Below are 14,681 nucleotides of genomic sequence, written 5' to 3' on the forward strand. Positions count from 1 at the left end.
CGGCGCGCGTCCTAAACGTCGCGCGCCTCGTCATCCTCGGCGGTCTCTTCGGCAGTATCCACATACCATTCCTGTGCTGCGGCCAGCGCCACCGGCGAGCCTGTCGGGCTGACCCCGAGATAGGCCCCGGTCTCATCCACCGGCACCGAAGGCCGCCGCGTCATCCGCCATGTCGCATAGACCGCGATCAGCGTGAATAGCCCCGCAAGAAACAGCCAGAACCCGTGCGGCCCGACCACGTCCATCAACTGCCCGGTGGCCACCGGCCCGATAATCGCCCCCATCCCGTAGACGAACACCAGCCCCCCCGAGGCGGCGGCCATGTCCTCGACCTCCAGGAAATCGTTGGTATAGGCGATGAAGAGCGAATAGAGCGGCGACGCCATGCCCCCCATGACAAAGCCCAGCACCAGCAGCGTTTCGAACTCCACCCCCAGAAATGCGCCGACCCCGGTGCTGACCGCGCCCACCGCCGATACGCCAAGGATCAGCAGGCGCCGATCCAACCGGTCCGACAGCCATCCCACCGGCACCTGAAACACCATCGCCCCGGTAAAGATCGACGCCACGAATCCACTGATCTGCCCCACGCTCAGCCCCGCCTCGGCCCCATAGACCGAGGCCATGCCGAACTGTGCCGCGAAAATCCCGCCAAGGATCAGCATGCCGACACTGGCCAGCGGCGAACTTTCATAAAGCTGGCGCAGGGTCATCGGCTTGTCGGTCTCGAAGGCGGGCGTCGGCGTCGCCGACAACAGGATCGGCGCAAAGCTCAGTGACACCAGGATCGAGGGCACGACAAACAGGAAATATCCCGCAGCCTCCCCCAGGTTCATCAAGCCCTGCGCCGCGATGATACCGGTGGTCTGAGCGATCATGTAGGCCGACAGGATCTTGCCCCGCGTGGTATTCGTCGCAGCATTGTTGAGCCAGCTTTCTGCGGTCACGTACACGCCCGACAGGCAAAACCCCAACAGGATACGGATCACCGTCCAGCTATAGGGATCGGTCAGCACCGGAAAGGCAATAAGCCCCGCCGAGATGAACGACCCAAGCGCGGCAAAGACCCGAACATGCCCGACCCTACGGATCATCTCGGGTGTCACCCGACTGCCCACCAGAAAGCCCAGGAAATAGGCCGAGGTGATGACCGACAATTGCAGCGTGCCGAACCCTTCCAGCGCGCCGCGCACACCCATCAACGTGGCCTGCATGCCATTGCCGATCATGATCAGCGTCATGCCAAGCAACAGCGCCCAGACCGATCCCAGAACCTTGAACATGGCGGGCGTTCCTCTCGCATGATCCCCCGGACGCGCGCCGCCCGCATGCCCGCGCCGCTACCACCGACCGGACGCACGCGTCAAATCGGTTTCACTCGGCCCGGCGATGGAAATCGAGGGATTGCGCAATATTGCGGCAGCGCCCTGCACGCCCTCTGGTCCTTTGGGCGCGAGACAGGTAAACGCGGGACAAGACACGCGACCCGGCAAAGGCAGACACACCCGATGGCACGGCATCTGATCACCTCGGCAATTCCCTATATCAACGGGATCAAGCATCTCGGTAATCTGGTGGGCAGCCAGCTTCCCGCCGATCTTTTCGCCCGCTACTGCCGCGCGCGGGGCGATGAGGTGCTGTTTCTCTGTGCCACTGACGAGCACGGCACCCCCGCCGAACTGGCCGCCGCCAAGGCGGGCCAGCCGGTGGCGGACTACTGCGCCGAGATGTGGCAGGTGCAAAAGCGCCTCTCCGACGGCTTCCGCCTCAGCTTCGATCATTTCGGGCGTTCCTCCAGCCCGCAGAACCACCGCCTGACCCAGCATTTCGCCAAGCGCCTGCATGAGCAGGGGCTGATCCGCGAGGTGTCAGAGACGCAGATGTATTCGCCCACCGACGGGCGCTACCTGCCCGACCGCTACATCGAGGGCACTTGCCCCAATTGCGGCTTCGAGTCTGCACGCGGCGATCAATGCGACAACTGCACCAAGCAGCTTGACCCGGTCGATCTGATCAACCCGCGCTCGGTAATCTCAGGCGCGACCGATCTGGAGATGCGCGAGACCAAGCATCTCTATCTTTGCCAGTCACAGATGAAGGACGAGCTTGAGGCCTGGATCGACAGCAAGACCGACTGGCCGATCCTGACCACCTCCATCGCCAAGAAATGGCTCAATGATGGCGACGGCTTGCAGGATCGCGGCATCACCCGCGATCTCGACTGGGGCATTCGGGTCAAGCGCGGCGACGAGGACTGGCCCGGCATGGAAGGCAAGGTCTTTTACGTCTGGTTCGACGCCCCCATCGAATACATCGCCTCCGCGCAGGAATGGGTCGAAGCGGGCAAGGGCGACGACTGGCAACGCTGGTGGCGCACCGACAAGGGCGCCGAGGACGTCACCTATACCCAGTTCATGGGCAAGGATAACGTCCCATTCCACACGCTCAGTTTTCCGGCGACGATCCTGGGCTCGGGCGAGCCGTGGAAGCTGGTGGATTACATCAAGTCGTTCAACTACCTCAACTACGATGGCGGCCAGTTCAGCACCTCGCGCGGGCGCGGCGTGTTCATGGATCAGGCGCTCGAGATCCTGCCCGCCGATTACTGGCGCTGGTGGCTGTTGAGCCATGCGCCCGAAAGCTCGGACGCCGAATTCACCTGGGAGAATTTTCAGACCTCGGTGAACAAGGATCTGGCCGATGTCCTGGGCAATTTCGTCAGCCGCGTGACCAAATTCTGCCGCTCCAAATTCGGTGAAGAGGTGCCAGCGGACGGCGAGTATGGCGCGCAGGAAATGGCGCTGATCGACCGTCTGACAAACCGCATCCGCGACTATGAAGGCCATATGCAGGCCATGGAGGTGCGCAAATCCGCCACCGCCCTTCGCGCGATTTGGGTCGAGGGCAACGAGTACCTGCAAGAGGCGGCACCGTGGTCCACCTTCAAGCAAGACCCCGAGCGCGCCGCCATGCAGATCCGCCTGGCACTCAACCTCATTCGCCTCTACGCGGTGCTGTCTGCCCCCTTCATCCCCGATGCCGCCGCCACGATGCTGTCGGCGATGAAGACCGACGATGCCTCTTGGCCCGATCAGGTGCCCGGCGCGCTGGAGATACTCACCCCCGGCCATACCTTCGAGGTGCCCGAGGTGCTTTTCTCCAAGATCACCGATGATCAGCGCGAAGACTGGCAGGCCCGGTTCTCCGGCACGCGGGACTGAGCGGCGAGGGGTGGTGTTTGACCTCAAGCTGCCGTTGAGATGAACCGCGCATCGTCGGTCCGTTCATGCCACGGTTCGAACAGGCAGAGCCTTCAGGCCGGCGGGGTCCGCATCAGGCGGGCAAGCGTCGCCACCTCCTGCCCCTGACCCGCCGCCTCCAGCGGATCGGCGGCGCGCAGGCGCACGTCCTCGGGTTTGTTCTGGCCCAGCTTCCAGGTGCCCGCGATCTCGTCCACCCGCATCTCGCAGGGCACGATCTGCCGCATCATCCGCTCCAGCACCTCGGGCGTCATCTTCTCCGCCCGCCACTCCGGCTTGGGTGCCAGCCGCGACTCGAACCCGGCCGACTGCCGGTCGAGCAGATCGCGCATCCGCTCCTGCGGCTGCAAGCGCACCTGCCCCACCAGATGCACGGCGACGTAATTCCAGGTCGGCACCTGATCCTCGACGCCGTACCAATCAGGCGAGACGTAGGAATGCGGCCCCTGCACCGCGAGCCGCGCAGGCAGCGGATCGGACATGAGCCGCGCGATGGGGTTGGAGCGCACGAGGTGAAACTCGGCCCGCGTGCCGTCCTCCGACAACAGGAAAGGGATATGGCTGATCAGCGGCGCATCCCCGGTGGCCACCGCCAGAAGGCCAAAGCCCTGCGCGCGCGCAAAGGCGATGTTGCGCGGCGCGTCGGCCTGACGAAAGGCGGGATTGGGATGCATCGCAACTGACCTCTCAGACGGCAGTAAGCTGCGTGCCGGTATGGCCGGTCACGGTCGCACTGACGATCGCACCCTCGGGACGGTCGCTGTCAAAGGCGACCTCGGTGAACTGCTCGGTCCGGCCCATGCGCGGGTTCTCCATCAGCACGGCATGGCGACGGCCCTGCTGCGCGACCAGATGCGCCGCCACGCGCGCCTCACCCGCCGCCCGCAGCCGTGCCGCCCGGTCCTTGATCGCCCGCCCGTCCACCTGCGGCATCCGCGCGGCAGGGGTGCCGGGGCGGGGCGAATAGGGGAACACGTGCAGCCAGGTGAGGTGACAGTCCTCCACCAGCCGCAGCGAGTTCCCGAACGCCGCCTCACTCTCAGTCGGAAACCCGGCGATGATATCGGCGCCAAATGTCATCTCGGGGCGCAGGTGCCGTGCCTCTTCGGCGAAACGGATCGCATCGTCACGCAGATGCCGCCGCTTCATCCGCTTGAGGATCAGGTCGTCACCATGCTGCAGACTCAGATGCAGATGCGGCATCAGGCGCGGCTCGGTGGCGATGGCCTGCATCAGATTGTCATCCACCTCTATGGAATCGATCGAGGAAATCCGCAGGCGCGGCAAATCCGGCACCAGCTTCAGAATGCGCATCACCAGATCGCCGAGTTTCGGCTGCGACGGCAGATCCGCGCCCCAGCTTGTCAGGTCCACGCCCGTGAGCACCACCTCGTTATAACCCGTGCCCACCAGCCGCTTGATCTGATCGACCACGACGCCCGCAGGCACCGAGCGCGAATTGCCCCGACCATACGGGATGATGCAGAAGGTGCAGCGATGATCACAGCCGTTCTGCACCTGAACATAGGCGCGGGAGCGGGTGCCGAATCCGTCGATCAGATGCCCCGCCGTCTCGGTCACCGACATGATGTCGTTGACCTGCACGCGCTCGGCGTCGCCGATGAAATCGGCGGCAAGACGTCCCCATGTCTCGCCCTGCATCTTCTCGGTATTGCCGATGACGGCATCGACCTCTTCCATCGCGGCAAAACTCTCGGGCTCGGTCTGCGCCGCGCAGCCGGTCACGATCAGGCGCGCGCCCGGATGCGCGCGGCGCAACCGGCGAATTTCCTGCCGCGCCTTGCGCACCGCCTCGGACGTGACCGCACAGGTGTTGACGACGACGGCGTTCTCCAGCCCAGCCTGCCCGGCGAGATCCTTCATCGCCTCGGTCTCATAGGCGTTCAGCCGACAGCCCAGGGTGGTGAATCGCGGCGCGCCGGTCATTGGAACCCCGCCAGGAAGTCGGGCGTCAGATGGCCGCTCGCGACATGCGCCGTCTGGCCGGTCATCCAGACGCCATCCTCCCGCCAGTCGACGTCGAGCGTGCCGCCATCAAGGGTGATCCGCACATGCCGCCCGGTCAGCCCTCGCCGCGCAGCGGCAACGGCCACGGCGCAAGACGACGAGCCCGACGCGAGCGTGACCCCCACACCCCGCTCCCACACCCGCATGCGCAGATGATCGGGGGCGATCACGCTCGCCACCTGCACATTGGTGCGCTCGGGATAAAGCGGGTGATGCTCATAGCGCGGCCCGAACCGGTCAAGCTGCACGGCACAGGCATCCTCGACGAAAAACGTGCAATGCGGGTTGCCCATGCCGGTGGCGGTAGGGCCGCCCTCTATGGGCAGTTCCAGTGTCTCCATCGCCTCCGCCAGCGGGATCTCGCCCCAGCCCAGCTGTGGCTGCCCCATATTGACCGAGGTCAGCCCACCCCCCGCATCGACCGCCTGCAACACCCCGCGCGCCGTGCTCAGCGTCAGCGCGGTCTTGCCGGTCTCCTCCATCAGATGCCGCGCGATGCATCGGGTGGCATTGCCACAGGCAGCCGAGGTGGAGCCATCGGCATTGTAAAAGGTCAGATGCGCATCCGCCTCGCCCGCCCCGACTACCGCAAGCTGATCGAATCCGATACCGCGATGCCGGTCCGCAATCCCCGCCACCAGCGCCGGAGAAAGCGCAATATCACCGGCACGGGCATCGAGCACGACAAAGTCGTTGCCCAACCCGTGCATCTTCATGAAAGCCAGCCCTGTTTCGCGCATATCGGTCATGCCCGGGCATATAAACCCGCGCGCCGGATGAATCCATACGATCCTTTGATCAAGCGTCACTTTCGGGGTTGACCCCCCGCCCCGCTCTTTCTAGATACCGCCCCTAGTGGGCCGTTAGCTCAGTTGGTAGAGCAACTGACTTTTAATCAGTGGGTCGCAGGTTCGAATCCTGCACGGCTCACCACTGCATAAAGCGCTGATAATAAAGGATATTATCGGTTAAGAACTCCTGCAAAATGCCGGTTACAACACCGCCTTCAAGCCCTTTTTTGCTACAGTATTTGCTACAAGTGCAAACAATCGGCACGATAGCCCAACCCTGAATCAGCCAACTTTTGTAGCTCTGAACTGAAAAGGTTAAAGGGTTTTAACCTTTCACTGAGTCGGCTTTAACTTTTCAGACTTTAGGCCCACTCGACTGCATCGACCGCCGCCAGGCATCGAGCACTTTTTCGGCATAGAGCGGGTCATCAGAATCGATGGATGACGGCTCGGGACTTGATGAAATCGCGCTCAAGAATTGTGAACTTGTCTGATTTCCAAACTTCTTGCTCTTCACGGATTTCGTCGCTGCTGATCTCAGAGCGGCGGCGCTCAGGCGTTGTTTTGCAAGTTTTCGATCATTGAGTTGAACGCTTCTGTTAGACTATCCATCATCCAGATGTTTTTGGGCAAACCCGTAGCTTTTCGCATCCGGCGAAGTTCGATGTCCCGCATGCGGCGCACTTCAACTTTCTGAGCGGGCGTTAGGGCGGGAGGCCTGCCACCGACCCCGCCCCGCATCCGAGCGGCCTCCAGCCCCTCCTTTGATGGCCCTCAGCGTGATGAGCGAGGAGGACAGGCTTCAAAGCGTTGGATACAGAAGCTGATCAGCGCGAGCCGTAAGGTGCTCGTTTGCTGGAGACAAGACTTATGACCGCTGGGTCGACACTTGCTACACGTTATCAAACGTGGATGTTGGATTCCTGCCATTCAATTTTTGGGATGCGTGAATTTCATGCTACGGTCTTCCAAGAAATGGTATTCTCAATATTGGAGCGACGCGTGTTTACAGCCAAGGGTTCACCTCGGAATATCTCGTTGCGCGACCAACTGCGCGCGGCTACGCATCAACAACACGAGCGGTTACACGAGCACCCTTGTTTTCTGGCGCTGTTCAACGAGAGTCTCTGCATCGGTGATTACCGGGATCTGATCTTACGGCTTTACGGGTTTTACCAGCCGCTTGACCGGGCGATTGGGCGCGCGATTTCATGTGGAGCGGCCTGCACGGCCGGTTACGATTACGCGGAACGAGCCGGGTATCTGGCGCAAGACCTGGCCGATCTGGGATGGAGCGCCGAGGCCATCGAAGAGAGTCCACGATGCAACGAGGCCTTTGATATCGTGTCTCCGGCGTCGCTGGGCGGAATACTGTACGTGATTGAGGGTGCCACACTCGGGGGCGCACGCATCGACCGCGCCGCGCGTCGGTTGCTTGCGCGTGAAGATCAGGCCGGTCGGCGGTTCTGGTCATGGTGCCGCACTGTGGGTGGCCACCGTTGGCCCATGACCAACAGATACCTCGAGGATCTGGAGGCCGACGGGGCCGCCGTCAGTGACCTTAGGGAGGGTGCCCGTGACACGTTCCGGCTGCTGGCCGACTGGCTTGCGCCGCTGGACCATTCAACCCCTCTTGCCGTTGCGAGGGTGCCGTGACGCTGGATACTGTCAACCTGGAAACCTGCGATCAGGAGCCGATCCACCTGATCGGCGCGGTCCAGCCGCATGGTGCCCTGATTGCAATCGACGCGGACCGCTTCACCGTCGAATTCGCGAGCAGGAATACGGCGGCGTTCATCGGGGTGGGGCCCGAGCGGATCCTCGGAAATGACATCGCCAAGCTTATCGGTGCGGCGAATACACGGCAATTGCGGAACCTGAGGCTTGGCCCCTCCAATCCGGAACTTATCAGCCCGTGGTTCATCAGTTTCTCCGGGCCGGATGGCTCGCAGATAGATCTGGAATGCCTGCCACACCGGAGCAACGGTCATATCATCCTCGAACTGATGCATCCCGAGCCGGCTCCGGCGCGCATCTGGGAGGACGAATATCTGCGCCGGGAGTTCATTTCGGAACTTGTCAAGCCGGGTGCGCTCGAGGAGCTTGCGAATGCGAGCGCGCGGATCATCCGCGATGTGACCGGGTTTGACCGGGTGATGATCTACAGGTTTGCAGAGGACAAGCATGGCGAGGTCATCGCCGAGAGTACCAACCGCCCCGACAGCTTTCTCGGACTGCACTATCCCGCGTCCGACATTCCCGATCCGGCGCGGCGGCATTTTCTGCTGAATGTCGTGCGGGCGATACCCGACATCAACAGCGTGCCGGTGCCGATCATCAGCCGCAAGGGAGGCGTCGCCGACGCTGAATCCGCGTCTCCACTGGATCTCACGTTTTCCAAGCTTCGCGCCGTCGCCCCGGTACATGTCAAGTACCTCAACAACATGGGCGTGGCGGCAAGTCTTTCCATTTCGCTGGTCACAAACAACCAGCTCTGGGGTCTGGTCGCCTGCCACCATTACGAGCCGCGCGAGATCTCGTCGAGCCGGTTGCGGTTTGCCGAACTCCTGGGGGGCACCACTTCTGCGTTGCTGCAAAGTATAGAGAGCACCGACCAGCTCCAGAAGAGCATCACTGCCGAGAAGACAGCCTTTCGCATAGAGCAAATGGCGCGTGGCGGCACGTCGCTGGGGTCACTCATAAACGACTGGGCTCCGGCGCTGATGCAATTGATCGGCGCGCAGGGGATGTTGGTTTTTCTCGGCGATGGCGTCGTCGCATTCGGAGCGGTGCCGGACGAGCCTCTGGATTTTTCCGGTCTTTGCAAGCTGCAGGCGGACGGCGTAGCAACGACCGCGCAGCTCTCGGACCATATCGACATGGACACAGAGCAGGTGACAGTGGCCGCCGGCGCCGCGCTTCTTGACCTGTCCGAAGATGGCCGGGATTTTCTGGTTTTTCTGCGCAGCGATTTCGAGCAGACGATCCGCTGGGCCGGCAAGCCTGACAAGGTCGAGACGACCACGGAAGACGGGGTCACGCGACTGTCGCCGCGTGGCTCTTTTGCGCTTTGGCGCGAGGAGCGACGCGGCCAGAGCCGTCCCTTTTCGGCGATAGATCGTGATGTGCTGCGCATCCTGCGCCGGGCGCTTTTTGCCCTGAACAGCCTGGAACACGAGCGCGCCGCGCGCGAGGCACAAAGGACTGCGGAAGAGAAGGAAACCCGCATGCGGCACGCGCTTCTCGATGCCTCGCGCGCCAGCTCGATGGGCGAGCTTGCCTCGGCAATCGCGCATGAATTGAACCAGCCCCTGTCGGCGATTTCCAATTACATCAGCGCGTGCCGCCAGGAGTTGAGGAACTCCGACGTCGAAATCCCGGACCGGGTGGCGCAGCTCATCGACGAAGCCGTCGCCGAAACCACACGGGCCGGCGACCTGATGCGCCGCATGCGCAACTTCATATCCGCTGGCGATTTGAACGCCGAGTATATCGATCTGAACAGGGCCATCCAACAGGGCATCGACCTTGCGCTCGCTTATGTCGATCTGCCGAGACTTCAGGTCAATCTGCTGCTGGATCAGGGCATCCCACGGGTTCTTGCAGACCCGGTGCAGATCGGTCAGGTCATGCTTAACCTGGCCCGCAACAGCATCGCGGCGATGCAAGGGGCAAAGGTCCAGAAACTGACCGTCGAAGTGATAAGATCGGACAGGTCGGTCAAGGTGTATGTCCGCGATACAGGGCACGGAATTCCAATGGAACAGTACAAGTACCTGTTCGAACCGTTCAACACATCTACCACGCAGGGCATGGGTATAGGTCTCTCTTTGTGCCGGTCGATCATCGAGGCGCATGAGGGCCGGATTTGGTCTGAACCCGTAAAAACCGGTTCAGTATTCGTGTTCCAACTACCAATCGAGGGGGGCCATGGCGAACACGCCTGATCAGGGATTTTCGGTCTATGTCGTTGAAGACGACGAGTCCGTGCGGAAATCCTTCTGCGCGCTATTGAATGCGCATGGCTATGCGACGGTGTCTTGCGAGTCGGCGGAAGGCTTCCTCAAGGAGTTCGACCCGGACCAGAAGGCGTGCATGCTCCTAGACGTTCGGCTACCGGGAATAAGTGGCGTTCAATTGCAGGCACAGCTTGCCGAAATGGGCATGGACATTCCGATCATCGTCGTCACCGCGCATGGCGACGTTCCCATCGCGGTCCAAGTCATGCGGAACGGGGCTATTGACTTTATCGAGAAGCCGACAGAGGTGGGCCGGCTTCTCGAAGCGATCGAAATGGCCGGGGGCCTGCTGGCCAACCGGGTCCCCTCCGAGCTTCCCAAGAAAATCATTGCCGACCGCTTGGCGAAACTGACCGACCGGGAGAAAGAAGTTCTCCGCCATATGCTCGAGGGAAAGCTGAACAAGGAAATCGCCGCGGAGCTTGGTGTAAGCCGACGGACCATCGAGGTCCACCGCTGGCGTATCCGAGAGAAAATGCAGGTGCGCGGCATTGCCGAATTGATCAGGATGCTAGGCTAATTCCAGCGCCGGGCCATGTACGCATAAGTACGTAGTGGTAATTCCCAACTATCCCACCGACGCACTATCACCCTACGCTCAATTGTCTCGATCACGAATTTGAGACACCTCGATTGGTCTGGCCTTGGGCCGTCGAAGGGGAGGAATGCCGATCCTCGAGGCGATATGGATGTCGGGAGGGGAACGCTTGTATACTGCAGCACCACTATTGATTTACGCGGGCACCGGGAACGATGACTCGGCCCCGTGCGACACCGCTCATATCAAAGGCAAGCCGCCTTTGCACCTGCTAGCCGGGCTGGCCCATGAAGTCGTGCGACGCATTGCCTATCGGGAAAAAGACGCCGTTGCGCTGCCACACGCCCCTTCCACAGAGGAGGTCGAGGAGCTCTGCATTGCGCTGCTTTTGAACGACGACGCGGCATCGGCGGAGGAGATCATATGCAGCCTCGCGAAAGACACCACGACGGAAGTGATCTACCTTAAATACCTCGCAGCCGCCGCGCGCATGCTCGGGGATTGGTGGACCGAGGACCGGGTGAGTTTCACCGACGTGACAGCAGCGACCGGGCGCATTTTCGAACTGCTGCGGAGAATCACCATCGCCGCGCATCCCGGCTCAAACAGGCAGGATCTCACTGTCGTCTTTGCCTCTGTCCCGGGCGAACACCATACGCTCGGCATCCGTATGGCAGCAGACCTGTTTCGTGATGACGGATGGGAGATCGCGCTCAAGATCGGTTTGAGCGAAGCGGAACTGGTTGCTGAGATCAAGAAACTGCCGCGCTGCATCGTCGGGTTATCCATTGGCGGGCGGCACTCCCTGGGCCGGCTTGCCGGACTTGTAAAGGCGCTGCACACGCATTGCCCCCAAGCCGGCATAGTCGTGAGTGGGCAAGACGTAGACGAGCTCAGACCGCGCCTGTCCGCGATGGGCCTTGACCGTGTCGCAGGTGAAATAAACGAGGCGAAAGAACATATCTCGGCCTTGTGGGACCGCGAAATGGCGAGAAATGCCTTTTGCACGCATAACGGCGGAGAGCCTGAAGATCGTCGCTCCTGAAGGAGCGGAAGGGTTCGGGATCAAACGCTCGATACTGCCGATCAGCGTGAACATACGGCGCGCAGTTCAACCATCATGGTATCAGTCCCGTCACGCAAGTCCAACCAGCCCCCGAAAGTCAGAGCTTTCGGGTCAGCAAGTGGTCACATATGGAACGGCCACAAATGACCGGTCTGGCGAAGTTGCATCGTAGTGACCTCCAATTTCTCCAGTGACCACCTATGGCCAATCACATGCAAACAGGGACGGCGGAATCCGACATTCGCCGCACGCGCAAGCCTTCGTGCCAGTTTTTGCAAGAGCGGACTTTTGGAACGCCGGTGACCGTCTGCACCGACTACTGCCTTTCCTCGCTCCGAAGCGGTCAATCCTGAAATGGCCATGGACCGGGGAACAGGCCCGTGGGAATGATATCCGAGACCAATCCCGCTCTGGGCAGCTCAAGCCAGTGATGGACCGTGACGGCACCGGGCTCAAGCACCAGGTGCGGGTCCCGCCTGGCCCGATGATCGGTCAGGACCGCATGGCAGGTCGCTGGGGAGATCTGGCAAGTCACGCGTCCGATCTGGCCGGTCACCGCCCTATGGACGTGGCCGGACATCATGCGAACCGACCCGGGATGCGCCTCAAGCCGTGCGATCACCGCTGCGCCGTTACGCAAATTGTCCGCATCCATCGCGGGAATCCCTGCGTGCATGAACGGGTGGTGCGTGGCCACGATGGCGGGTTGGTCGCCCAGGGCGGAAAGCGTGGAATCGAGAAATCCCATACCTTCATCGCAAAGTACTCCGTGATGGGCACCTTCCAGGAGCGTGTCGAGCCCGATCACCGAGAACGGGCCGAAGTTCCGCACCCAGTTCACCGGACCTTCACCGGGCATCCAGGGCGCATCTGCAAACGCCTTGCGCATCGGAGCGCGCTGATCATGGTTGCCAGGAACGGCGCACCACGGCAGTGCCAGGTCGTCCATGATCGAGAGGAAATGAGCGTATTCCTCGGGCGTACCGTGGTCGGTCAAATCGCCCGTGACGATGGCACAGGCGATCCCCTCCCACAGCGGCAGCTTCGCGTTGATTGTCTCGACCGCTCGGCGCAGCGCCTCGGCTGTGTCGGAGCGTCCGTAGGCCAGCGCGCCGGGTGCGACGATATGCGTGTCGGTGATCTGGACGAACCCGGGCATCACGTGGCCCTTTCCACGGGCAGGACCAACAGCGCCTCTGCAGGGATGGACAGACGCACCTCGTCTCCCGGCTTGGGTGCGCTGAACCCCGGATGCAACATGAAGAGAGGCTTGGCCATCGCACCGGACAAAGCGACGCGATAGTGCGTGCCGAGGAAGGTCACGGTCTCGACCCGGGCCGTGATCGGGCCCTGCATGTCTATCCGGATATCCTCGGCCCGGACCAGCACCTGCTGGCCATCGCCCGCTTGGGGCAGGTCAAGAACGCCGCCCGGAAGATGCAGTTGCGCGCGCTCGATGCGCCCCTCCAGCGGCATCGCATCGCCGACGAAGCGCGCGACAAAGCCGGTGACCGGATTGCGATAGAGCGCCTCGGGCGTGCCGATCTGGGCGATCTGGCCCTGGCTCATGACCGCCACGCGGTCTGCGATCGCCATCGCCTCGTCCTGATCATGGGTGACGAAGATCGCCGTGATCCCGAACTGGCGCAAAAGCAGCGCCAACTCGTCACGCAAGTGGTTGCGCAGCGCGGCGTCCAGCGCCGACAGCGGCTCGTCCAGCAGCAAAACCCGGGGGCGCGGCGCCATCGCGCGGGCCAGCGCGACGCGCTGCTTCTGGCCACCGGACAGGGCGGTGATCGCGCGGTCGGCACAAGGCTCGAGACGACACAGCGCGATGACCTCGTCAACCCGCGCGGCAATCTCTGCCCTTGGAAGCCTCTGCATCTTCAGCCCGTAGCCGATATTGCCGCGCACCGACATGTTGGGAAACAGCGCGTAGGACTGGAACACCATGCCAATCCTGCGGCTTTCGACCGATTGATGGCTCACGTCCTCACCATCGAAAACAATGGAGGCCCCCGGGTCCGGCACCTCAAGCCCGGCGATGATGCGCAGCAGCGTGGACTTGCCACAGCCGGACGGCCCGAGCAGCGAGAGGATTTCGCCCTTGGCGATCTCCAGATCGGTGGGCAGCAGCGCCCTTGTGCCGCCGGGAAAGGTCTTGGCGATATTGCCGAGTGTCAAAGTCATTGCATGATCCTTTGTGCGCGGGCGCTGGCCCATTGCATGGCCATCAGAAGCGGGACGATCATCACGAAAAAGACCAGCGTATAGGCCGAGGCTATTTCGAGCCGCATCGAGGCATAGCTGTCGGCAAGCCCGACAGGCAGCGTCTTGAGATAGGGGGTGTGCAGCATCCAGGTCAGGTTGAATTCGCCGATAGATAGGGTCACCACGGTGAGCGCACCGGCAAGAATGCCGGGCATGGCGTTCGGCACGACGATGTCGATGAAACGCCGCGCTGGGCTGGCCCCCAGAGAGGCAGCGCCTTCCTCGAGCGTCTTCAGGTCGATAGCGGCCAGGACCGACAGGACAGAACGCACCATGAAGGGCATCGTGTAGAGGACGTGTCCGACGAGGATGAAGGTCCAGCTGGTCCGGAAGCCCTGAACGGTCCCATAAAGCTGCAACAGGGCCAGCGCCAGCGCGAGGCCTGGAATGGCCAGCGGGAGCGAGATGAATTCCTCCAGCACCCGAGAGACCCGGCCGGGATTGCGCGCCAGCACGTAGGCGGCCGGAACCCCGAGCGCGAGCGTGACGACAAGGCACGCCAGCGCCAGCCAGATCGACAGGAAGATGCTGCCGGAATAAAGATCCCAGACCTGGCCGATCCATTTCAGCGTCAGGCCCGAGGACAGGCCGCGGAAATAATTCACCGTGAGACCAGCCAGGATGGACTGGATGATCGGGATCAGGAGGAAGGCGCAGGCCAGCAGCGTGACGGCAAGCGGGATGTGGCGGGTGATGCGTCTCATCCTG

General features: G+C 62.2%; 12 protein-coding genes and 1 tRNA gene. 6 read left to right on the forward strand and 7 right to left on the reverse strand.

Translation table 11 applies throughout. The features are described from left to right. Positions 1-11: 11 nt before the first annotated feature. Positions 12-1,283, reverse strand: a complete 1,272-nt coding sequence (locus RID11_RS14855) for an MFS transporter (protein WP_350140555.1) — start codon at positions 1,281-1,283, stop codon at positions 12-14. Between the two features lie 225 nt (positions 1,284-1,508). On the opposite strand from RID11_RS14855, the gene metG reads away from it, so the two are divergent. Further along, on the forward strand, positions 1,509-3,221 hold the full coding sequence (gene metG / locus RID11_RS14860) for a methionine--tRNA ligase (RefSeq protein ID WP_350140557.1): 1,713 nt from the start codon (positions 1,509-1,511) through the stop codon (positions 3,219-3,221). A gap of 92 nt (positions 3,222-3,313) precedes the next feature. Here the strand turns inward: metG and RID11_RS14865 are convergent, their stop codons facing one another. The 3 genes from RID11_RS14865 to dapF are packed head-to-tail and all read right to left on the reverse strand — an operon-like array spanning position 3,314 to position 6,037. After that, on the reverse strand, positions 3,314-3,934 hold the full coding sequence (locus RID11_RS14865) for an FMN-binding negative transcriptional regulator (protein WP_350140558.1): 621 nt from the start codon (positions 3,932-3,934) through the stop codon (positions 3,314-3,316). Between the two features lie 13 nt (positions 3,935-3,947). Next, positions 3,948-5,207 carry a tRNA (N(6)-L-threonylcarbamoyladenosine(37)-C(2))-methylthiotransferase MtaB gene (gene mtaB, locus RID11_RS14870; RefSeq protein ID WP_350140560.1) on the reverse strand — a complete coding sequence of 420 codons (1,260 nt, stop codon included), beginning with the start codon at positions 5,205-5,207 and terminating at the stop codon, positions 3,948-3,950. Continuing rightward, the gene (gene dapF / locus RID11_RS14875) at positions 5,204-6,037 is read right to left on the reverse strand and encodes a diaminopimelate epimerase (RefSeq protein WP_350140562.1); all 834 of its coding nucleotides are present in this window, start codon (positions 6,035-6,037) and stop codon (positions 5,204-5,206) included. The genes mtaB and dapF overlap by 4 nt, the downstream gene beginning before the upstream one ends. 108 nt (positions 6,038-6,145) lie before the next feature. On the opposite strand from dapF, the gene RID11_RS14880 reads away from it, so the two are divergent. The 5 genes from RID11_RS14880 (at position 6,146) to RID11_RS14900 (ending at position 11,681) form a co-directional block, all read left to right on the forward strand. Then, positions 6,146-6,221: transfer RNA gene (locus RID11_RS14880), tRNA-Lys, on the forward strand. A 770-nt stretch (positions 6,222-6,991) separates the two neighbouring features. After that, positions 6,992-7,735 (forward strand): biliverdin-producing heme oxygenase, encoded by a 744-nt coding sequence (locus RID11_RS14885; protein ID WP_350140564.1) that lies wholly within the window; start codon positions 6,992-6,994, stop codon positions 7,733-7,735. Further along, complete coding sequence (locus RID11_RS14890) at positions 7,732-10,026, forward strand: ATP-binding protein (protein WP_350140566.1); 2,295 nt, start codon at positions 7,732-7,734, stop codon at positions 10,024-10,026. Before RID11_RS14885 ends, RID11_RS14890 begins: the two co-directional genes overlap by 4 nt. Further along, on the forward strand, positions 10,010-10,618 hold the full coding sequence (locus tag RID11_RS14895; protein ID WP_350140568.1) for a response regulator transcription factor: 609 nt from the start codon (positions 10,010-10,012) through the stop codon (positions 10,616-10,618). Before RID11_RS14890 ends, RID11_RS14895 begins: the two co-directional genes overlap by 17 nt. 145 nt (positions 10,619-10,763) lie before the next feature. Beyond that, positions 10,764-11,681, forward strand: a complete 918-nt coding sequence (locus RID11_RS14900; RefSeq protein WP_350140570.1) for a cobalamin B12-binding domain-containing protein — start codon at positions 10,764-10,766, stop codon at positions 11,679-11,681. A 364-nt stretch (positions 11,682-12,045) separates the two neighbouring features. On the opposite strand, the gene RID11_RS14905 is transcribed toward RID11_RS14900, so the two are convergent. The 3 genes from RID11_RS14905 to RID11_RS14915 are packed head-to-tail and all read right to left on the reverse strand — an operon-like array spanning position 12,046 to position 14,677. After that, positions 12,046-12,861 (reverse strand): phosphodiesterase, encoded by an 816-nt coding sequence (locus tag RID11_RS14905; RefSeq protein WP_350140572.1) that lies wholly within the window; start codon positions 12,859-12,861, stop codon positions 12,046-12,048. Beyond that, a complete protein-coding gene (locus RID11_RS14910; RefSeq protein WP_350140574.1) occupies positions 12,861-13,892 on the reverse strand; it encodes an ABC transporter ATP-binding protein in 1,032 nt (343 codons plus the stop codon). Before RID11_RS14910 ends, RID11_RS14905 begins: the two co-directional genes overlap by 1 nt. Continuing rightward, a complete protein-coding gene (locus RID11_RS14915; RefSeq protein ID WP_350140577.1) occupies positions 13,889-14,677 on the reverse strand; it encodes an ABC transporter permease in 789 nt (262 codons plus the stop codon). Before RID11_RS14915 ends, RID11_RS14910 begins: the two co-directional genes overlap by 4 nt. Positions 14,678-14,681: the final 4 nt, after the last annotated feature.

Source organism: Roseovarius sp., assembly GCF_040219995.1.
Lineage (GTDB): Bacteria > Pseudomonadota > Alphaproteobacteria > Rhodobacterales > Rhodobacteraceae > Roseovarius.